This window comes from Mucilaginibacter arboris, from assembly GCF_009754915.1.
Classification (GTDB): domain Bacteria; phylum Bacteroidota; class Bacteroidia; order Sphingobacteriales; family Sphingobacteriaceae; genus Mucilaginibacter_A; species Mucilaginibacter_A arboris.
The window spans coordinates 264,955-285,402 of record NZ_WPIK01000003.1 but is presented as its reverse complement, the minus strand read 5'-3'; the positions used below and the strand labels follow the sequence as shown (position 1 = coordinate 285,402).

Annotated in this window: 17 protein-coding genes and 1 other RNA gene; 9 read left to right on the top strand and 9 right to left on the bottom strand. The window is 39.1% G+C overall.

What is annotated here, in order from left to right:
* Nucleotides 1-7 precede the first annotated feature (7 nt).
* From GO621_RS04515 to GO621_RS04505, 3 genes are all read right to left on the bottom strand, one after another.
* A complete protein-coding gene (locus tag GO621_RS04515; RefSeq protein ID WP_157564581.1) occupies nt 8-1,516 on the bottom strand; it encodes a PepSY-associated TM helix domain-containing protein in 1,509 nt (502 codons plus the stop codon).
* Between the two features lie 4 nt (nt 1,517-1,520).
* On the bottom strand, nt 1,521-3,872 hold the full coding sequence (locus GO621_RS04510) for a TonB-dependent receptor (RefSeq protein WP_157564579.1): 2,352 nt from the start codon (nt 3,870-3,872) through the stop codon (nt 1,521-1,523).
* A 148-nt stretch (nt 3,873-4,020) separates the two neighbouring features.
* Nucleotides 4,021-4,224, bottom strand: coding sequence for a hypothetical protein (locus GO621_RS04505; protein WP_198170131.1), 204 nt, complete (start codon nt 4,222-4,224; stop codon nt 4,021-4,023).
* Nucleotides 4,225-4,555: 331 nt separating this feature from the next.
* Between GO621_RS04505 and GO621_RS04500 the strand changes: the two genes are divergently transcribed.
* From GO621_RS04500 to GO621_RS04485, 4 genes are all read left to right on the top strand, one after another.
* The gene (locus tag GO621_RS04500; RefSeq protein ID WP_317163387.1) at nt 4,556-5,275 is read left to right on the top strand and encodes a glycosyltransferase family 2 protein; all 720 of its coding nucleotides are present in this window, start codon (nt 4,556-4,558) and stop codon (nt 5,273-5,275) included.
* 100 nt (nt 5,276-5,375) lie between these two features.
* Nucleotides 5,376-6,128, top strand: coding sequence for a YdcF family protein (locus GO621_RS04495; protein WP_157564576.1), 753 nt, complete (start codon nt 5,376-5,378; stop codon nt 6,126-6,128).
* Between the two features lie 235 nt (nt 6,129-6,363).
* A complete protein-coding gene (locus GO621_RS04490) occupies nt 6,364-7,692 on the top strand; it encodes an MBOAT family O-acyltransferase (RefSeq protein WP_232335588.1) in 1,329 nt (442 codons plus the stop codon).
* Nucleotides 7,693-7,794: 102 nt separating this feature from the next.
* Nucleotides 7,795-8,625, top strand: coding sequence for a hypothetical protein (locus tag GO621_RS04485; RefSeq protein WP_198170130.1), 831 nt, complete (start codon nt 7,795-7,797; stop codon nt 8,623-8,625).
* A gap of 136 nt (nt 8,626-8,761) precedes the next feature.
* Here GO621_RS04485 and GO621_RS04480 read toward each other — a convergent pair whose 3' ends face one another.
* The gene (locus GO621_RS04480) at nt 8,762-10,306 is read right to left on the bottom strand and encodes a S53 family peptidase (protein WP_157564571.1); all 1,545 of its coding nucleotides are present in this window, start codon (nt 10,304-10,306) and stop codon (nt 8,762-8,764) included.
* A 260-nt stretch (nt 10,307-10,566) separates the two neighbouring features.
* Nucleotides 10,567-11,166 carry a DUF4142 domain-containing protein gene (locus GO621_RS04475; protein ID WP_157564569.1) on the bottom strand — a complete coding sequence of 200 codons (600 nt, stop codon included), beginning with the start codon at nt 11,164-11,166 and terminating at the stop codon, nt 10,567-10,569.
* A gap of 241 nt (nt 11,167-11,407) precedes the next feature.
* Between GO621_RS04475 and rnpB the strand changes: the two genes are divergently transcribed.
* From rnpB to GO621_RS04460, 3 genes are all read left to right on the top strand, one after another.
* Nucleotides 11,408-11,795, top strand: an RNA gene (gene rnpB / locus GO621_RS04470) — RNase P RNA component class A.
* Nucleotides 11,796-11,907: 112 nt separating this feature from the next.
* A complete protein-coding gene (locus tag GO621_RS04465; RefSeq protein ID WP_157564568.1) occupies nt 11,908-13,287 on the top strand; it encodes a sigma-54-dependent transcriptional regulator in 1,380 nt (459 codons plus the stop codon).
* Between the two features lie 199 nt (nt 13,288-13,486).
* Nucleotides 13,487-13,837 carry a phage holin family protein gene (locus tag GO621_RS04460; RefSeq protein WP_157564566.1) on the top strand — a complete coding sequence of 117 codons (351 nt, stop codon included), beginning with the start codon at nt 13,487-13,489 and terminating at the stop codon, nt 13,835-13,837.
* Nucleotides 13,838-14,078: 241 nt separating this feature from the next.
* Here GO621_RS04460 and GO621_RS04455 read toward each other — a convergent pair whose 3' ends face one another.
* Nucleotides 14,079-14,456: a group III truncated hemoglobin gene (locus tag GO621_RS04455; protein WP_157564565.1), complete on the bottom strand. Its 378-nt coding sequence runs from the start codon at nt 14,454-14,456 to the stop codon at nt 14,079-14,081.
* A 219-nt stretch (nt 14,457-14,675) separates the two neighbouring features.
* On the opposite strand from GO621_RS04455, the gene GO621_RS04450 reads away from it, so the two are divergent.
* Nucleotides 14,676-15,560 (top strand): 3-keto-disaccharide hydrolase, encoded by an 885-nt coding sequence (locus tag GO621_RS04450; protein ID WP_157564563.1) that lies wholly within the window; start codon nt 14,676-14,678, stop codon nt 15,558-15,560.
* Nucleotides 15,561-15,600: 40 nt separating this feature from the next.
* Here GO621_RS04450 and GO621_RS04445 read toward each other — a convergent pair whose 3' ends face one another.
* Both GO621_RS04445 and GO621_RS04440 read right to left on the bottom strand, forming a co-directional pair.
* A complete protein-coding gene (locus tag GO621_RS04445; protein WP_157564562.1) occupies nt 15,601-16,194 on the bottom strand; it encodes an NUDIX domain-containing protein in 594 nt (197 codons plus the stop codon).
* A 42-nt stretch (nt 16,195-16,236) separates the two neighbouring features.
* Nucleotides 16,237-16,395, bottom strand: a complete 159-nt coding sequence (locus GO621_RS04440) for a hypothetical protein (RefSeq protein WP_157564560.1) — start codon at nt 16,393-16,395, stop codon at nt 16,237-16,239.
* A gap of 197 nt (nt 16,396-16,592) precedes the next feature.
* Between GO621_RS04440 and GO621_RS04435 the strand changes: the two genes are divergently transcribed.
* Nucleotides 16,593-17,885 carry a DNA polymerase Y family protein gene (locus tag GO621_RS04435; protein WP_317163386.1) on the top strand — a complete coding sequence of 431 codons (1,293 nt, stop codon included), beginning with the start codon at nt 16,593-16,595 and terminating at the stop codon, nt 17,883-17,885.
* Nucleotides 17,886-17,891: 6 nt separating this feature from the next.
* On the opposite strand, the gene GO621_RS19270 is transcribed toward GO621_RS04435, so the two are convergent.
* Nucleotides 17,892-20,396 carry an HRDC domain-containing protein gene (locus GO621_RS19270; RefSeq protein ID WP_317163385.1) on the bottom strand — a complete coding sequence of 835 codons (2,505 nt, stop codon included), beginning with the start codon at nt 20,394-20,396 and terminating at the stop codon, nt 17,892-17,894.
* Between the last annotated feature and the right edge of the window lie 52 nt (nt 20,397-20,448).

The following is a 20,448-nucleotide window of genomic DNA, read 5'->3' as shown; positions in this document are numbered from 1 at the left end:
AAATATTTTAAGCAGATTTATTGCTGATAAAAGAAGCAAAGCCAAAAAGCGAAACTACTAAAACGCCGAGAGCAGAAAGCATACTTACCAGATCACGAACATCTTTTCCGGCCCAGGTCATGCCAAAATATTTGTGCAGAAAGATGAAAGACAATCCTTCTGCCCGATCAATTCCCGCAACAGTTGTGGCTAATTTTGAAGTTGTAGTTTCAATATACCAGTTTTCCTGGCCCGGGTAACTGATCTTTTCTACCGGCAAACGTTTATTGATAAACCCATATTCGTTATCAAACTGCCTGATCTGCGTAATGCTTAATTTCTGCTGAGGACCTTTTTGCTGATGGCCACCGCTTCTATAAAAATTACTGATAAAAGCAGCATACTGCTGATCGCCGTTCTGCAATTCCTGTCCATTGGCTGCATCAAAATATAAAATCTGTTTCTGATCATTTAAAACCTGATAATAAACACGGTTTTGAAAACGGACAACCGCAATTTTTTTAATAGTAGAATCTGGAACTGACAGCTTTAAGTTCGATAATATCAACTCTTTTCTGTTCACAATTTGAGAATAATTTATTTTTGAGGGCCCGATATTGTGCAGCTTTACCAAAAGATGAAAAGCGCCGCTGGTAACAAAAGTAAATAGCACAAAAGAAACAATCAGTCCGATTTGCCGGTGAAAACGATGTAGAAAACGTTTGTCTTCCCGGCCTTCGGTTTTTCGTTTTTGTTGGATGGCTTTAAATCTTTTCCAAAACAAACCATAAACCGTTAAACCACTCAGCAATGATAAAAACATCACGCTAACGATAATTAACAACACTATGATCCTGAATTTTTCGCCTCCGATTGCAGCCAGAAATTGCCAGGTATGGAACTGTTCAAAAACCCACAAAAAAGCTTTTCGTGTATTGTTGTTAAAAGTTGCCAGGCGGCTTTGGCTGGTTTCAACATAAATGTCCATGCCATCGGGCCGGTTAAAAGAAACTTTCCAAACAGGTAATAAATGGTTAATTGGTTGATAATTCCTATCAAAAGAAGTTTGCAGCCGTGCTTCTTTTACCGGTGATTTTTTGTCGCCTGTAAAATATCTGGCTAAATAAACGGCGTAAATTCGATCACCATTAGGAAGTACGTTTCCGTTATCAGCAGAATAATATTGATAGATACTATCACGGTTTAAAACCTGATAAAAAGTGCCTCGATCAAAATTAAGCAGATTGAAATTCATAATTTCTGTGAGATGGTTTCGATCCATAACTTCCTGAATAGAAAGTTGCGGCTGCATTGCCGCCTGTGATTTTGGCTTGAACACTTCCTGCGGGATAAAAGGGCGGAACCAGTTTGACATGAACGGATGCGACAAGCCACTAATCGTCCAGAAAATTACCGGGACCAGCGCCATCAAACCTAAAACCCGGTGCCATTTATAAAAATTACGTTTAGCACGAGATTGAGTCTTGCCGGTTTTTTCTGGCGGAGAAAGTATGGGGGATGCTGTTTTTATCAACATAAAATTAATGTTTGGAAAAGGAATAACTGATACCTAAAGTATAAATTCTGGGAGGTGCAGCGTTGTAAGTATCGCCGTAAGAATTGCCGGTAACTGTGGTTGCATAAAGCTTATCGGTTAAATTCAATATGTTTAACCAAACGCCTGCCCCTTTTAGCACCTCTTTATTAAAATTGTAACCCAAACGCAGGGTGTAAATGTTATAGCCCGGATAGGTTTTAGTATTGGCGGGATTGGTAAAATAAGAATTAATATGCTGCCACTCTCCTGCTATGCGGAAACCTTCTAAATACATAGGTTTGTAAGTAATTTCAGAATTGGCAATCCAGGCCGGCGCATTGTTCATGCGGTTGCCGTTGTAACTGATGGAATAAGTTTTTCCGGCTGCATTAGTTGCTACTTCGCTGTATTCAACATAAGTATGCTGGGCATTTGTGCCGCTAAAACGGAAAGATACTTCTTTTACCGGTAAAAAATTAATGCTGTATTCTATACCGCGGTGCCGTGTTGCTCCGGCGTTTTGGTTTTGTGTAGTATTATCAGGCAAAAGCTGACTGATGATTTCGTTGTTGCCTTCCAAATCATACAAACTCAGCTCGAAATACATTTTTTTATTTAATGCCGAGAACCATCCACCCAATTCGTAATTGTTAAAAGTAGCTTGTTTAAGTGGCACTAACTGCCGCGAACTATACAAATTACTTGTTTCCGGTGGTTGGAAACCAACACTGTAATTGGCGTAAAAACCTTTATTGTTACCTAAATCATAAGTTAAACCAAGTTTGGGCGCAACAATGTTAAAGTTGTTGGTTTCCTGCTGTTTGTATTTGGTATTGCCTGGCGGCAAACCGTTTGCAAAATTGTAATGCACGTTATCATAACGCAAACCCATTACTATGCGCAAGGCATCAGTTGGCTTTATCTCAACTTGTGTATAAGCAGCAGTGTTAAATAATTTAATTTGATAATTATCCAGGTAAGTGCCTGTATTGGTAAAATCGGTGTAGTAATTGTTTTTTACATCTTTAGTAATGCTAAGGTATTGCGCATAGTAAGAACTGGGGCTATCATCCAGGTAAGCGCCGATAATTAACCGGGCATGCAGGAAATCAAAATCAGATCGGTGCTGCGCCAGAAAGCCGTAACTCCGAAACTTCTGATCGTTCACTTGTCCGTTAGAACTCTGGTATTGTCCGGCAGCGTTCCGAACATCAGCAATATAATAACTGGGCAATTGTGCGGTAGAATTATCCCGGAAAAAGGCGGTAAAAAAAGTATTGTTCTTTTCGTTCCAGGTATGATCCAACCTTGCGCTTGCCCTGAAAGCGTTAACTTTGCGGTAAGTAAAACGCTGGTTGGAGCCATAGCTGCGGTTATAAAAATGTGCACTGTCTAACGTTCCGGGCGTTTGTGTGTTGAGGTAATTGTAGCTGGCAGCAGCAGTTAAACGCGTAGCACGATCAAAATCATAAGTAGCTTTTAAATTGCCGGAATACTTATCAAAATCAGAATAATCCTGCCAGCTGTTTTTTTGACGGGCAATGTAACCACCAGCAAACAAACCAAATTTTCCACTGGTAAAACCAGCATCGGCATCAACCCGGCGGTAATGGTAATTGTCGCCCTGAACACTCACATTACCAGCATAACCGGCAGGTGGGTTTTGGGTGATAAAATTGATGGCGCCGCCAATAGAATTACTTCCGTAAAGCGACGATGCCGGCCCTTTGATCACTTCAATATCCTTTACGCCTGCCATGTTAATTTCATACAAAGAATTATGGTTAAAAATCCCGGTTGGGCGGATTGGTAAACCATCTTCCATATATAAATACAAAGCATTGTAAGTAATAGGCTGGCGGATTGCCATGGTGTGCTGCTCGTTGCCCAGATCAACCATGTAAACACCGGCAACTTTATTAAGCAACTGGTAAGGCGCTGTTGCTTTGGTATCCTGAATTTGGGTTGAAGTGATTTTACTAATGGCGATGGGTGCATTTTGCCTTGCCTGCTGTTCCCGGCTGGCCGAAACAATAACCGGCTGCAAATCAAGCATTGCTGGTTTCATTTCAATATTTAATGTTGATACTGTACGACCAACTATTTGTGTATTATAACCAGTCATCGAAAAACGGATTTTAACCGCTCCTGCCGGTAATGCCAAACTATATTTACCCAGGGCATTGGTTTGGGTAATATCTTTAAAAGTACCCGAACCAGTATTTGTAAAACTAACCACTACACCCGGTAAAGCTTCGTGGGTAATGGCATCAGTAACCGATCCCCGCAGCAAATCCTGGGCGCTGGCAACAGATGAAAATGTAAAAAAGAACAGGTAAAAGAAGTATCGTTTCATGAAACAGTTTAGAAGAAACCCTTCCGGATATGATCAGTAAATAGAATAATTAAACAATTACAGGCCAGGCTTGTAATGCAAAGCATACAAGCATAATCCTGCTTATAAAAAATAAGCGGTAATTAAATAATAGCCTTAAAAGAAGTATTTATCCTTTTTGCGGAGGGCGAAAAATTGCACCAGGATTTGGTGTCGGAGAAGCAGATTGATAAGGTGTTACAATAATTTGGAGCAGCGAGGTATGAAACTTAATTTTAGCTGAAGCAACAAAATCGCTTTCCTGAAAAAGTTTTTTTTGTATTTGCCGTTCTTCGCTCCTTTCCTTCTCTTCGGCCTGCTTAATTTTTTTCATCAAATAACAATGCCCGTTACAGTGCAGCCATGGCTTGCCCCGGTTTTCGCATAAATTTGCGGCGATGTATTTTTGGTTCATCTCAAAACCAGCATAAACATATAACCTGCTAAAATTTGCAGATAATACTGATACAAGCAGAAAAAGGGATATTACACGCCGAAGCATCATAAGTGCAAATGTAAACCGCAAAGGTTTAACATCAAACCTGAATTGTAAAAAAAAGCAATTGCGTACCAATCACCAGAGCTTGAAGTATAACCAATAAGACAAAAAATGTATCTTCGGAAATTTATACGTCAATCAAAATATTATTTATTAAACATTAGATGTGATTACAAAATTATCTGTTATAATACCAGTTTATAATGAAGCACCGACCATACACCTCATTCTAAATAAATTAAAACAAGTTGAACTTGTAAATAATATAAGCAAAGAAATTATTATTATTAATGATTGTTCGACCGATGCTACTGAACAAGTATTATTGAATTATATATCCAACAATCAGGATTTGCCTATAACTTATTTTAAACATGAATTTAACCAGGGCAAGGGCGCTGCATTGCATACAGGCATATCAAAAGCTACCGGAGAATATTTAATTGTTCAGGATGCTGATTTGGAATATGACCCGAACGAATACAATGATCTGCTTAAACCTGTTGTAACCGGTTTTGCAGATGTGGTTTTTGGTTCCCGTTTTATGGGCAGTAACCCGCACCGTGTTTTGTTTTTCTGGCATACTATCGGAAACAAGTTCTTAACTTTTATTTCCAATATGTGTACTAACTTAAATTTAACCGATATGGAAACCTGCTACAAACTTTTTAAAACAGATATTATCCAAAAAATAATCCTGAAAGAAAAACGGTTTGGCTTTGAACCTGAAATTACCGCAAAAATTTCACGTATTCCAGGAATCAGGATTTATGAAGTAGGCATTTCTTATTACGGAAGAACTTATCTGGAAGGAAAAAAAATTGGATGGAAAGATGGTTTTCGTGCAATTTATGCCATTGTTAAATACGGCATGTTAAAAATATAACTTCTAATGCTTCTTTTATCAACCTAAAATTTGCGAGTATTCATAGTGTTTTTATCCAATTTTAGGATCAGGTTTAACTAAAAAATGTAATAAACATTGCATGTTTTTTATACTATCAAAATTACTGGTCTATTTTCTCTATCCTGTTTCATGGGTTTTAGTCTTGTTGTTATGTGCTTGTTTTATCAAAAATAACAAGTACAAACGCAGGCTGTTAATAACGGCGTTGGTGTTGCTGCTTATTTTTTCCAATACTTCCCTTTTAAACCAGTTTGCTAAATATTGGGATGTAGCGCCTGTATCTTTAAAAAACCCAAGTTATAGTTGTGCAATTATTTTAGGCGGATATGTATCGGAAGATGATACCGGTAAAGGTTATTTAAATTGGGCTGCTGATCGTTTTATCCAGGGAATCAAGCTTAAAGAAGCCGGAAAAGTAACGCACTTGCTTTTCACCGGTGGAAGTGCCAATCTTCTTCCCGATAAATTTAATTTTACTGAAGGTAACTGGATCAGATCAGAACTCACTACTTTTCATTTTCCAGACAGCACCTTACTATTTGAAAAGAAATCACGTAATACCAAAGAAAACATACAATTTTCAAAAACTATTTTAACAGCTAAGCATTTGCCGCCACCTTACGTATTGGTTACTTCTGCTTTCCACATGCGCCGGGCTTTGTTAATCTGCAAAAAAGCAGGCATAAACGCAGTACCTTATCCTTGTAATTATTTTGCCGGTAAAGGGCTTGTAAACTTTGGTGATTATATTCCATCAGCACAAACCTTGGCTGATTGGAACATCTATTTAAAAGAACAGGTTAGCTATGTGGTTACTGCTGTTAAAAACTGATTATAATATTTGTCTGCTGTAACCTTTGTTATTGGTTTAAAGTAATAGTTTAACGTATTTTTATAACCATTGCACAATTAAATTTGATTAACAAATTGGTAATAGCTATACCGAAAACATGCTTTTTAACTCCTACCCTTTTTTAGTTTTTTTCATCATTGTAACCACGTTATATTTTATATTTCCTTATCAAAAAAGGTGGTTACTGCTCCTGCTAAGCAGTTGCTATTTTTACATGGCATTTGTACCCGTTTATATATTGATTTTAGGGTTTACAATTGTAGTAGATTATTTTGCAGGTATATGGATTGAAAATGCAAAAGGGGAAAAACGAAAGCTGTTTTTAACGTTAAGTTTAATTGCCAATATTGGCGTACTTGCTTTTTTTAAATACTTCAACTTCATTAATCATAACCTTACTTACTTATTTCAGGGTTTTGGTATAAATTATCAGCTTCCATACTTGTCTATTTTGTTGCCTATTGGCTTGTCTTTTCATACTTTTCAGGCCATGAGTTATACCATTGAAGTATATCGCGGCAATCATCCTGCCGAACGGCATTTTGGCATTTATGCTTTATATGTAATGTTTTATCCGCAATTGGTAGCCGGACCAATTGAGCGGCCACAGAACATTTTATATCAGTTTAGGGAGAAGCACGATTTTAATTATAACCAGGTTACTGGCGGATTAAAACTGGCTGCCTGGGGCTTGTTTAAAAAAGTAGTAATTGCAGACCGCTTGTCTATTGTTGTTGATACGGTTTATAATCATCCAAAAGATTACAACAGTTTCAGCTTAATTCTGGCAACTGTATTTTTTGCCTTTCAGATTTTTTGTGATTTTTCCGGTTATTCTGATATGGCCATTGGCATAGCCAGGGTAATGGGTTTTAAACTGCTCACTAACTTTAACAAACCTTATCAGGCCAAAAGTTTGCATGAGTTCTGGCAACGCTGGCATATCTCTTTATCCACCTGGTTCCGCGATTATCTTTACATTTCTTTAGGAGGAAACCGCGTTACTATTCCGCGCTGGTATTTAAACCTGTTTATAGTTTTTTTAGTAAGTGGCCTATGGCATGGCGCAAACTGGACGTATGTAATTTGGGGGGCTTTACATGGCTTTTACTTAATTTTTGCTTTGGTTACCAAAAACTTCCGTCAAAAAATCAGTAATGCTCTTTTTATCGATAAAATTATCTTTCTGCCTACGCTGACTACATTTTTGTTGGTTTGTTTTGCATGGATATTTTTTCGGGCAGATAACGTGCAAACTGCTTTTTACATTGCTAAACATATTTTTACCGGTATGCCTGATCTGTTAAAAAACCATCAACATTTAATGGAAGGATACAATCTAAACAACAAAGATTTAGCTTTATGTGTATTACTTATCGTGTTTCTTGAACTTGTACAATATTTGCAAATCAAAATAAACCTGGCACAAAAAATAGCACAAAAGCCTGTTTATATACGATTTGCTGCTTATTTTATCCTATTAATTTTAATTGCTGTTTTTGGGGAATTCTCTCAAAGGCAATTTATTTATTTCCAATTTTAAATGGTTAAAACTTTCTTTCAAAAAGCATTTATCCTAATCTTTAGCCTGTTTGCATTTTTGGTTGCAGCTATATTTTTGCCCGTTAAACAAAGCAGGGAAAATATGCTTTATACCCAGATTGATAAAAATGAACTTTTAAAAAATACACGTAAGCCCAGGATAATATTTATTGGTGGTTCTAATCTGGCTTTTGGTTTGGATAGTAAACTGATTAAAGACTCGTTACACTTAAATCCAATTAATACAGGCATCCACATTAACATTGGTTTAAAATATATGCTTTCTAATACATTGCAATATATTAAAGAGGGCGATATTATTATTTTAGCTGCTGAATACCAGCAATTTTACGGAAACTTGGCAGATGGTGAAGGAGAACTTTTTTCGTTAGTAACGGATATTGTACCAAAAAGTAAAAACTTGTTAGGTAATAGGCAATATTTAAAACTTCTGCTGTTGCTTCCCGAGTATGCACAATCCAAACTTCAACCTTTATTTTTATTTTACAAGTATCCAAAAGATACCATTGTTGGGATTTATGACCGCAAAGCTTTTAATACTTTTGGCGATGCTTGTGTACATTGGAAGTTACCCGGAGAAAACCCAAAACCATACCCTGCAATTACAAAAAGTTTTAACAATGATGCATTAAAAGCTTTGATCAATTTTAGAAATGCAGTTGAGCAGAAAAAAGCAAAATTATATATAACTTTTCCGGGCTATCAATATTCATCTTATAAAGTTTCTGTTGCAGCTATCAAACAAGTTGAACAGCAATTAAAAGAACACCGGTTTCTATTAATTTCTACGCCTGAAGAATACATGATGCCTGATAGTTTAATGTTTGATACACCTTATCATCTAACCAAAAAAGGAGTAGATTACCGGACCGGACTTTTAATTGGAGATTTAAAAAAAGTGGTTAAAAGATAATCTGATCTTTTATTCTTTCAATAAATTCTACAGTAATTCTTAAAACAACGAAACCTTCTTCAATCCTAATTAGAATGAAGAAGGTTTCGTTATTCTTACAGCACCTATTGCAGATGCTTCTTTTACCACTAAAAAATTATGGCAATTTCGATAATACGCCCCAGCCAGTACAAGCGTCCCATCCTTTGCCGGCTGCGTAGCCAGTTTTAGTTTGCGTAGTTTTATTATCGCCGCTGGTAATATCACGGCATAAATTAGGTGTGGAATACAAAGTTGGATTGATAAAGCCAACAGGTTTTCCTTTCTGCTGATTAATTAAGGCAAGTAATCCGGCCATTAGCGGAGCAACAGCACTGGTTCCGCCAATTACATATTGCTGCCCGTCAACCAAAACTTTATAACCTGTACTTGGATCAGCATCGCCGGCAACATCAGGCAAACCACGGCCTTTAAAGTTAGTATTTAACGAAACCGGGATTTTTGCATTTGCCTGGTAATCTGGTAGCGGAAAAAAATCGCTTACGCCACCACCAGTTGCCGAATCGCTTGCAGCGTGCCATACGGTTTCGGAAGTGATTTTATTACTGCCATCAGTTGTTAATTTTGTACCGCCGCAAGCTAAAGCATACGGACTGGAAGCCGGAAAATCTACATGCACTTTACCATCTGTTACACCATCGCTTGAACCTGCATCTCCGGCAGCAACACAAATGGTTACGCCAAGCAGGGCAGCAGCTTTAAAAGATTCGTTAAAGTTGGTCATCGCCTGTTGCGTCCAGTTTACTTCTGCCGAACCCCAGCTAATAGAAACTACCGAAGGTTTGTTGGTAGTGTCATGTACGGCTTTGGTAATGGCATCTAAAAAACCTTGATCAGTATTTGGCGCAAAATAAACTACAATTGTTGCTTCGGGTGCTACAGCGCCTGCTACTTCAATATCCAGCAAAACTTCGCCATCGGCACTATCAGGCGTTGTCGGTGCATTTTTTCCGCCATCAACCGATACTGCTTTTACCGTAGGTTTTTTAATGCCCAGGCTTTTAAAGTAGTTGGTAATATCAACAGTTTTGTAACCTCCGCCTAATTCGATAATGGCAATACTTTGTCCTTTTCCGGTTACGCCTGTTGGAAAACCGTATATTTTTGCCAACTGGTCTGCTGTATAAGCTGAAGGCGCTGCAGCATGGTCCACAATTTTATTTTCCTGTTTATAAATTTGAAACATTGGCCTTGCAGCCGGACGTTCATCAAAACCAAAAACGCCGGTAATAATAGCTTCCAGGTTTGTAGGGACATGAATGTCACCCGTTCTGATACGAGTTTGTACACCCGGTTCACTTTCAATACCGTGTAGATCTACAGCAAATGCTTCTGCAAAATCACTGATTTTACCTTTTAAAATCACACTTCTTCTGGCCAAATGTACTTCAACAGTAGTAAGATGATGTTCCTGTGCATAAGTTTCTACTGCGTCTGCATCCTCCTGCGAAGCGCCAAATTCCTTTTCATAATCTTCCCGGCTAATGGTTTGCCCGGAAGCAAGTGCTTCATCAATTGATTTTTTTCTGCGGATACGTACTGTAACCTCTATAAACTTTTCCGGATCTACTTTTTTAAGTTCTGTTTTTTCCGGAGCCATGCGGTAGCTTCCTTTAAGGGCAACTTTTTGTTGTGTTTTCATGCTGATAATTTTTTATAAAAGTAAAGGTTTAAATAGAGTTTTACTAAAAATATTAGCAATTTATTTTTTTGATAAAGAAGTTAAACTAACCCGATAAAAACAGTATTGGTTTCCGGCTAAAACAGGCGTTGGCCCTGCTTCTTTTATCTACCCTAAATTAACTAAAAAAACAAAGCTGAACCTTCCGAAAAACAAATAATTGTTTCAGGAAAATCCAGCTTTAAAATAAGTAACAGCCGCTTTTACAAACTTAAATACGCTTACATTTTGTTATTGTTGGCAGTATTCTTTTTATTAATGGCAGCATCTAATTTTTCTGCATCTGCCAAGTGCATTTTTAAAACAGGCAATGTTTTAACCGCAAAAGCTTTTAAATCCGGATCTTTTAAAGCGGTCGTGGCATGTTCAAAAGCAGCTACATCTTTTTTATGCGCGGCAACCATTATATCCATATATTTCAAATCAAAGCCCGCACTGCTTTGCATACTCATAGAATCTACACGGTCTTGCATGTCTTTATCCAAACTAACCGGAAGCCCTAATTTTTTACCGTTTGCTATATTTTTAAGTTCAACACTTGCTTTGGTATGGTCTTTTACCATCATCGCACCAAATTCTTTTACTTGCTGGTTCAAAGCATTGCGTTGTGCCAATTGGCCTAATTGTACTTCCATCATGCTACCTTGTGCCGCTTCGTTAACAAAACCCATATCATTAGTATTTATCTGTACTAAATCCGTTGTTTTTGTGGTATCAGCCAAAGCTTCTTTTTGTGCCTCAGCTTTTTTAGAATCACTTTGCCCGCAAGAAACAATAAATACAGAAGCAGCAATCAGTAAAATGTGGTTATATTTTTTCATGTTTTAGTTTTTTATCAGTTCTGAATGCTATAACTAAGTTAAAAATGATTTGTTTTTAGAGGAGTGAGGTTTGAGGAACGAGGAGCGGCCAATACGAGCATAATCTTTCCGCCTTTGCTTTAATTTTAGCATTCGGCCTGTCGCTCTCTCCCCTAAATCCCCGAACCCAAAACCCCGCACCCCGCTCCTCTCACCCCGCTCACCGCTCACCCCACTCTCAAACCTATTTCCTATCTTCGCCACAGCAAAACGTTCTGCCGCTCCGCTGGTTTTTCCTTCGGGGAGGAAAGTCCGGGCAGCACAGGGCATCCTGCTTCCTAACGGGAAGGCGCCACTCCGGATGGGCGACAGCAAGTGCCACAGAAAATAAACCGCCGCAGCAATGCCGGTAAGGGTGAAAATGTGCGGTAAGAGCGCACGGCCTGGCATGGCAACATGCCTTGCGGTAAACCTCAGGAGCTGAAAGGCCAAATAGGTTCCGGCAATTACAGGAAGCGGCCCGCTTCCGTTACTGGCAGCAGTAACGCCGGAACGGGTAGGCTGATTGAGGTGATGGGCAACCATCATCCCAGATAAATGGCAGAAACCCGGGAAACCGGGCACAGAACCCGGCTTACAGGTTTGCATCCGGTTTTTTACATCAAACCCTTTTCCCTAACAGGAGAAGGGTTTGTCTTTTTAATTAACAAAACTTCTATCTTAGCGCCCAAATTCACTACTCCTTTTAAGCAATAAAAATTAATGTCGAAAATTCTGATTATAGATGATGAACGTGCTATACGAAGTACCCTTCGGGAAATTTTAGAGTACGAAGATTATCAGGTGGATGATGTGGACAATGGCGTTGACGGGCTTAACCTGATTAAAAGAGGGGATTATAATTTAGTGCTGTGCGATATCAAGATGAACCGTATGGACGGGCTGGAAGTGCTTACAGATGGTTTAGCTTATAAACCCGACCTTCCTTTTATCATGATTTCTGGCCACGGCACGGTAGAAACGGCGGTAGAAGCAAGTAAAAAAGGCGCGTTTGATTTTATCAGCAAACCACCTGATCTGAACCGTTTGTTGATTACGGTACGAAATGCTTTAGACCGTGGTTCTTTAGTTACAGAAACCAAAGTCTTAAAGAAAAAGGTTTCTAAAACACGCGAAATCCTGGGCGGATCTCAGGCAATTGGTAAGATAAAAGAAACGATTGACCGTGTTGCCCCTACCGAAGCCCGTGTGCTGGTAACCGGCGCAAACGGAAGCGGCAAGGAATTAGTTGCCCGCTGGCTGCACGAAAAATCGCACCGCTCTAATGCTGCTTTAATTGAAGTAAATTGCGCAGCTATTCCTTCGGAATTAATTGAAAGCGAACTTTTTGGCCACGAAAAAGGCTCTTTTACTTCCGCAGTAAAACAACGGATCGGTAAGTTTGAATCTGCCAGCGGCGGTACTTTATTTTTAGACGAGATTGGCGATATGAGCCTCTCCGCACAAGCCAAAGTATTGCGCGCCTTGCAGGAAAATAAAATTACCCGCGTTGGCGGCGAAAAGGAAATTGATGTGGATGTACGCGTAATTGCAGCAACCAATAAAGATTTGCAGAAAGAAATTGAAGCGGGCAATTTCCGAATGGATTTGTACCACCGTTTAAGTGTGATCCTGATCCATGTGCCACCATTAAGCGAACGCCGGGACGATATTCCGCTGCTTACCAAAAGTTTTCTGGAAGAAATTTGTACCGAATACGGCATGCCGGCAAAAAAAGTATCAGAAGCAGGTATGGAAGCACTGAAAGCTTTGCCCTGGACGGGCAACATCCGCGAACTGCGCAACATGATTGAGCGTTTAATTATTTTAAGTGATAAAACCATTACCGATGCAGATGTAAAAACTTTTGCCAATCCGTCTGCCCCGGTTGCAGAAACACATCAGGTGGCTGCAGCGCACCCTGATTTTGATAACTTTAAAAGCTTCCAGGAATACAAGGATTTTGCAGAGCGCGAATACATCAAATTCAAGCTGGAAAAAAATGGCTGGAACGTATCTAAAACTGCTGATGATATTGACATCCAGCGCAGCCATTTGTACAGTAAAATAGAAAAATATGGTTTAAAGCGCGGCGAGAATTAAAATAGGCAATGCTTCTTTTAGCAACTAAAAATTAGTGAAGGCCGGGAATTTTTTCCGGCTTTTTTGTTAAATACCTTTTACTGGGCCAGATACCTTTCCGAAACAGTTAAAGTTCGATAAGAATTAGCAGTGGAAGTTTTTATGCTAGAAATTTTTAGCTTTAACCATTGCTTAACTATAAATTCTAAAAAAAATTTCAATGCACTTTATTATCGAATTATTTGTAAACGCGGGCATCATCCTGTTGCTTTCTCATTTTTTGCCAACCATTATCATCCGCAATTTCGGGACCGCTATTTTGGTTGCGTTGGTAATTGGTTTGCTCAATGCAACCATCGGCGCTGTTATCCGCTTTCCCTTAAACCTGCTTACGCTTGGATTACTCTCTTTTGTGATCCGGTTATTTGTTACCGCAATTGTAGTTAAAATAGCAGACGCAATATTTTCCGGCTTTGAAATTAAAGGGTTTACACCTGCCCTGGTTTTGGCTTTTGCTTTGGCTATTGATGGCAGCTTTTTATCTTTTGCTTTGCAACATCAGGTTAGATAGAAATTCTTATTAGTCGCTAAAATATTTAACGGCAGGTTCAACTTTTCCCACTGGTACCCTATTAAAATAGCAAGGCGAAATTATGGGGCACAATTGGTGTTGCTGCTTTTTAAGTGGTTTTTGTGTTATTTTATAAAAGAAGTATAATTAAAGAGGATAACTATCCAAAGATCCTTCCGGATTTTCTGTAGAAGAAATTTTTAAAACTTTACAATGCTTCTTTTATCGGCATAAAATCTTGTTAAAGAACGCGTTCTCCGTTTACTTTATAGTCTATGATCTGGGCAATAGATTTTCCGCGGAACAACGCTTCGTCGGCATTTTCTCCACTAAAGTTTTCATAAATAGTTTCTTTCCAAAGGATTAACCATCTTTCAAAATGCTGTTTTTGCATCGGGTAATTATCATTCAGCTTAAAATGCTTAATCATTGGGTTTCCATGATAAGATTTTCCTCCGAGCAAAACCGTTTCCCAAAATGAAACCATTATTGGAATATGCCCTTCTAACGAAAAATTGGTTTCTGTAAAAAAATGTCCGATCAAAGGATCAGCTATTGCTTTGGTATAAAAACTATTGACCAAAAGCATTATATCTTCCCTGTTTTGTATATCTTTCATACTATCAAATCTAATCCGATCAAATTTAACTTTGCTAAGCAAAGATATAAGTATTGAGCATGTCCGCACTTCATCATTATGATGCTTCTTTTAGCATAGAAAAATAAGCGCCTAACCATCAATTTTTTTCAAATTTCTATTAAAATAGTTTTAGTTTAGTGCGATAGAACCCAGTACATAAACCAAAGGTAAACCTCTGTTACTTTCAACCTAAACCAAATGAAACCAATCCTGAAACTGCTATCTGCCAGCGTGTTCCTCCTCCTGCTAACAACGTCCTTCCAAACACAAAAAGAATGGACGGACCTGCTGGATAAAAACCTGTCGAAATGGGAAATTTACCAGAGTTACCGTCACAAAGTGGGTTACAAAGGCGAAGTTTTGCTGGATGCGAACGGCAAACCTGTTCCGCCAATTGGTTATAATAAAAACGAAGCAAGAGTATTTTCAGTAGAAATGCAAAATGGCGAACCGGTTTTGCATATTACCGGCGAAATTTACGGTTGTATTTATACCAAACAGGATTTTGAAAACTACGATTTGAAGCTGAAAGTAAAATGGGGAAACAAAAAATGGGTCCCAAGATTAAATGAACCGATGGATTCCGGGATTTTATACAATTCTCAAGGGCCGGCCGGAGTAGATTACTGGCATTCGTGGATGCTGAGCCAGGAGTTCCAGGTTTCGGAACACGAAAAAGGCAATTCGATGGGCGATTACTGGTGCATTGCCAATTCGCAGGCCGATGTCCGTGTTAATTATTCTCCCAAAAAAGATTCCCTTAAATTCAACCCAAAAGGCGAAATGATTACGACCGGCAGCGGCAAAAATTTTATTATGGCCAGCGGTAATTATGAAAGCCCGAAAGGCGAATGGAACGAATTGGAATTGATTAGCTTTGGCGGCAAAAGCTTACATATTGTAAACGGACATGTGGTAATGGCGCTTACCAATTCGAGTTATAAAGAGGACAATCAGCGTAAACCATTAACGCATGGCAAAATCCAATTGCAAAGTGAAGCTGCGGAGTTGTTTTATAAAGATATACAAATACAAAACATTAAGGAAATTCCGGCAAAGTACGCTGCTTATTTTGAACGGTAGTGCGCGTTGTCATGCTGAATTTTTTCGGCATGACAGAAAATCAATATCCGGCAAAATCAGGATTATTCATAAAAAAATGTTGTAATAAAATCAGGGTTTTAGCGTCACGAAATTCGCCTTGCTGTAACTTTTGCCGGGCTTCGGCATAGTCCATTTCTATCGCTGTTACATCTTCGCCTTCTTCTTCCAAACCGCCGCCTTTTCCAACTTTCATATCCGGATGATATTCTGCAATAAAAAAATGTGCTAATTCAACATCGCCACCGGGCGAAAGATATACTTCTGCCACTTTTGTTATTCCTTTCAACTCGTAGCCCAATTCCTCTTTTGCTTCGCGGATAGCGCCTTCTTCCACCGTTTCGCCTTCATCTGTAATTCCTGCACAAACTTCGATCAAATCGCCAGACTCATTTCCGTTAAAATAAGTTGGAATACGTAATTGCTTGGTTAGCAATAACTTTTTCCTTGTCGGATCAAACAATAACAAAACTGCGCCAGATGGACGGTGATAAATTTCGCATTGGTTTTCCTGTGGCTTTCCGTCTCTTCCAGACGTTTCGTACGTAATATTTTCTAACCTGTATTTGCTTTGAGGAGCAAGATTTTCGCGTTTGATGATTTTGACAGATGACATAAATACCGTTTTTATCCAGAACAAAGTTGCGGCAGCGAGGTTTCAACCTGCCTTAAAAGAAACCGTTAATATTTCCTGTTTAAATTGGTCCCGGGAAAAAATCCTGATGCTTCTTTTATCACTATAAAATCTTTGTTCATCACTTACTGCCTGTACAAAAAGCAAATGGATATTCTGATTTTTAGGTGATAAAAGAAGCATCGCCAATAAAATAAATGGAAAAAAATTTTGAAAACCTTATAGGTCTTTAGTGATTTTTTAGGTGATAAAAGAAGCATCGGCCAGAAAAAAAGTTTAAACAACTTCCTTGATAAAAGAAGCATGGCGCCAGTACTTCTTTTACTATAAATTTTTCCACATTAATTATTTTTACTAAAATTATTAGTATTTTTGTTATTGTGAACCAGAACTCCATCAAAGTACAAACCGAACCGCGCGTATTGTTTGTAGATATGAACAGCTTTTTTGCGCGATGTGAACAGCAGGACAATTACTGGCTACGCGGCAGGCCAGTTGCCGTTTGCGTTTATACCGGCCAATACGGTTTTGCCATTGCCCTTTCTGTAGAAGCGAAAAGAATGGGCGTAAAAACGGGAATGCGTTTAAATGAAGCGATGAAACTTTGTCCGGAACTGATCCCGCTGGAAAGCAATCCGCCGCGTTACCGGCAGTATCATACCAAAATTATCAATATCTTAAAACGATATTGTCCGGAAGTAATTCCGAAAAGTATTGATGAAGCCATCGTTAACCTCACCAATTACAAAATGGTTTACCCTGATGCTGTTTTTATCGCCAAAAAAATTAAGGAAGATATTAAACGGGAAGTTGGCGACTGGCTAACCTGTTCTATTGGCATTGCGCCGAACGCTTTTCTGGCTAAATTAGGTTCTGATATGGGCGGTTTTGATGGTTTGCAAATCATCACCACCCAAAATATCGATGATAAACTGGCCTCGCTTAAACTCTCCGACCTGCCCGGCATCGGCAAAAATATGGCTTACCGTTTAGAACGTGCCGGAATTACAACGCCGCTGCAAATGCGCTACACCGCACCAGAAAGGTTGAAAGCAGTTTTTAAAAGTATTGAAGGCGTTTACTGGCATTATAAACTCAACTTTATCGAAACCGGCATGTCGGTAACAGATTACAAAGGCATGCAGGCCATGCGACAAATTTCTGCCGATAAAAGAAGCAATCCTGAATACATTGAGCAATTGTTTTTAACACTTTGCACTACCTTGGAAAAACGCATGGTGCATCACCATTTTTATTGTAAGAATATTGGTTTTACGGTGAAATATACCGATGACAGCCGCTGGGACGATGGCTTTTCGATCAGCATTCCAATCCAGGATGCAATCAGTTTGATGCGGATGATCAAAAAAAGAATTATGCAGTTTGAAGAAAAAACCCAGGCTGCACCTGTTTTTAACGATAAAATAAGCGGTTTGCGGATCATGGTAACCGATTTTGTAAACACAGGAAAAATGATGTACAGCCTTTTTGAAGATGTAAACCGGGGCGAAACCGCGCGAAAAACGATGTATGCCATTCAGCAAAAATTTGGGGCCGATAAATTAAAACGTGCCGTTGAAGTGACCGATGGCAAAGTGGTTGCCGATGTAATTGGTTTTGGTTGTGTAAAAGATTTAACCGAGCTGGATTATTTGATGCCGGGCGAGAATTAACCTTTTTTACCCGTCTGCCCGCTGCGGGTACTGATAGTTTAAGTGTTTAAGTACAGCGCGTAGCGCGTTGTAAGAAACTGCATCGCCCAGCGCATTTTTCGCTTCCGTTAAACTTTCCGGCTGGTTTTTGCTGAGGTAATTGCTGATCTGCGCTACCACATCCTGCGAAAAAACCTGTGAAATTTCCAGTTCTCCTAAAGCAACAAAATGTAATAAATGTCCTTCAATTGTACCTGCTGTCAGGTTGCGTTCTGCAGCAATTTCAGCAATAGTTTTTCCTGCCCGAAATAAACCGAAAGAAACTTGTTTGGTTTCTGATGTTACGTTTTCCTTCGGAACATTCAAATCAATGCGCTGCCTTTGTATTTGCTTCTCTTCACTATAAGCGTTAATCAGCTTTAAAATCTCCTCGCCGTATTGCTTTACTTTAACTGGCCCCATCCCTTTTATGCTTTCCAGTTCTGCTAAGGTAGATGGCAGAAGCGTAACCATTTCGGTTAATACTTTTTGCGAAAAAATATGGAAAGGCGGTATATTCTTTTCATCCGCCACCTGGTTCCGCCAGTTACGAAGTGTGGTAAATAATTCAGGATGATCTACATTTACAACCGCTGCTGCTGTTTGGTTTTGTGATGAAGCACTGGTTTTATCCTCAGCCGTACTTAAATCAATAGCTGCGTTTGCTTTATTTTGCAGATAAGCCAGTGCATTAAAACCATTTATTGCTGCTTGCTTGATTATGTAAAGTTTAACGGTTACTTCCTGTTTTAAACCAGTCAATGCGCCCTGAACACTTTTCCGGATAGCTTTATTATCCGTTTCTACCGCCATTTTTTTTAGTGGTAAAAACAGCATTTGCTCTAATTTGGAAGCAAAATAAGTACTTGCTTTTTTTACACGTTCCTGCAACGCTTCATGGTTTTCCGGCAGCTCAGGCTGCTGTAATAACTGGTTTAATTCCGTTTGAAATTTTTGCGCTACTGCATAAATTTCTTTTTCGGCAGCGGCTTTAATTTCATGTAAAGTTTGTGCAAAGTTTCCTACTAAAGCCTGATCGTTTTCTTCTGCTGATTTCAGAAGCGAAAAATATTTGAATTTCATCAGGTTGAAATCAAATAATTCGCGAAGCAAAGTTTCCTGGAAAGTTTTTTTGGCTTCGTTCAGGATATTTTCATTGGGTTCATTGCGTTCGCTCTCACTTGTATAAGCAGCAATCGTACTGTCGGTAATAACACTTTTACTTTTTAGCGGCGAACTTAAAACCATGCCCTCCAATGTTTTGCACCGGCTTAAAGCCACGTAAACCTGTCCGTGCGTAAAGGCGTCTTCCGCATCAATAATGGCTTTTTCAAACGTTAAACCCTGGCTTTTATGAATGGTTATTGCCCAAGCCAGCCGGAGCGGATGCTGCGTAAAACTGCCGATCACGTTTTCCTGAACTTCTTTTGTTGCTGTATTTAAAGCGTATTTGATGTTTTGCCAAACCATCGGTCCAACGCCAATTTCATCTTGTTCGCCTGCACATTTTATATAAATCACTTCATCCGCAATACGCACAACTTTACCGATTTTACCGTTATAAAAAAGCTTATCGCGCGAACTGTCGTTCTTCACAAACATTACCTGTGCGCCAACTTTCAATTCCAGATCAGCAACAGTTGGATAGGCATATTCCGGAAAATCACCCTGAACCACCGCTTTAAAATGATATGTGGTTTCCTTTATTTCCGCTAACTTTTGATCGTTCAAACGCTGCGCGCTGTTGTTGTGCGTGGTTAAAGTGATGTAACCTTCAGCTTCATTTGTTTTAAAATGAGGGACAAAACGCCGGTTTAAATCTTCTAAAATCTGCTTGCTGATCCGGTTTTCGCGAACTGCATTTAAAAGACCGATAAAAGCAGTATCGGCCTGCCGGTAAATATGTTTTAGTTCGATGTTGACTAATGGTGTTTGCTGCAAGGCTTTACTCGCAAAAAAATACAAGGTATCGTAATAAGGTTTAAGCAATTGCAATTCTTCCTTATTTGCAATGGGCGAAAGCTGGTGCAGATCGCCAATCATCAGCAACTGCACGCCGCCAAAAGGTTTGGAACGGTTGCGGTAACGGCGCAAAACATCATCGATAGCATCCAAAACATCGGCGCGCACCATACTGATCTCATCAATAACCAATAAATCCAAACTGCGAATCAGGTTGATTTTTTCCCGGTTAAACTGCTTTTTATACTGACTATTTCTGTCTGTATTTTCCTGCTGAGGGATATACGGACCAAACGGCAGCTGGAACAGCGAATGAATGGTAACGCCGCCCGCATTTATAGCCGCTACACCTGTTGGCGCAACCACTGCCATCCGTTTGTGCGATGTTTTCTTCAACTGATGTAGGAACGTAGTTTTACCCGTTCCGGCTTTCCCGGTTAAAAAAATGTTACGGTTGGTATGCTGTACAAAGTTATTGGCGAGTTCAAGTTGCGGGTTTTGCTGCATAAAGCAATGATAAGAATTTAGCATTCATTTAAAACATAATTTTTTATCGTTCAAAGAAATATCATTTGAAATGTGC

Bases quoted from the DNA above. Each gene is read 5' to 3' on its own strand.
- GO621_RS04485 (WP_198170130.1), top strand. From the start codon at position 7,795: ATGCTTTATACCCAGATTGATAAAAATGAACTTTTAAAAAATACACGT.
- GO621_RS04505 (WP_198170131.1), bottom strand. From the start codon at position 4,224: ATGAAAAAAATTAAGCAGGCCGAAGAGAAGGAAAGGAGCGAAGAACGG.
- GO621_RS04450 (WP_157564563.1), top strand. From the start codon at position 14,676: ATGAAACCAATCCTGAAACTGCTATCTGCCAGCGTGTTCCTCCTCCTG.
- GO621_RS04515 (WP_157564581.1), bottom strand. From the start codon at position 1,516: ATGTTGATAAAAACAGCATCCCCCATACTTTCTCCGCCAGAAAAAACC.
- GO621_RS04490 (WP_232335588.1), top strand. From the start codon at position 6,364: ATGGCATTTGTACCCGTTTATATATTGATTTTAGGGTTTACAATTGTA.
- GO621_RS19270 (WP_317163385.1), bottom strand. From the start codon at position 20,396: ATGCTAAATTCTTATCATTGCTTTATGCAGCAAAACCCGCAACTTGAA.
- GO621_RS04445 (WP_157564562.1), bottom strand. From the start codon at position 16,194: ATGTCATCTGTCAAAATCATCAAACGCGAAAATCTTGCTCCTCAAAGC.
- GO621_RS04455 (WP_157564565.1), bottom strand. From the start codon at position 14,456: ATGAAAGATATACAAAACAGGGAAGATATAATGCTTTTGGTCAATAGT.
- GO621_RS04475 (WP_157564569.1), bottom strand. From the start codon at position 11,166: ATGAAAAAATATAACCACATTTTACTGATTGCTGCTTCTGTATTTATT.
- GO621_RS04440 (WP_157564560.1), bottom strand. From the start codon at position 16,395: ATGCTTCTTTTATCACCTAAAAATCAGAATATCCATTTGCTTTTTGTA.
- GO621_RS04465 (WP_157564568.1), top strand. From the start codon at position 11,908: ATGTCGAAAATTCTGATTATAGATGATGAACGTGCTATACGAAGTACC.
- GO621_RS04495 (WP_157564576.1), top strand. From the start codon at position 5,376: ATGTTTTTTATACTATCAAAATTACTGGTCTATTTTCTCTATCCTGTT.
- GO621_RS04510 (WP_157564579.1), bottom strand. From the start codon at position 3,872: ATGAAACGATACTTCTTTTACCTGTTCTTTTTTACATTTTCATCTGTT.
- GO621_RS04460 (WP_157564566.1), top strand. From the start codon at position 13,487: ATGCACTTTATTATCGAATTATTTGTAAACGCGGGCATCATCCTGTTG.
- GO621_RS04480 (WP_157564571.1), bottom strand. From the start codon at position 10,306: ATGAAAACACAACAAAAAGTTGCCCTTAAAGGAAGCTACCGCATGGCT.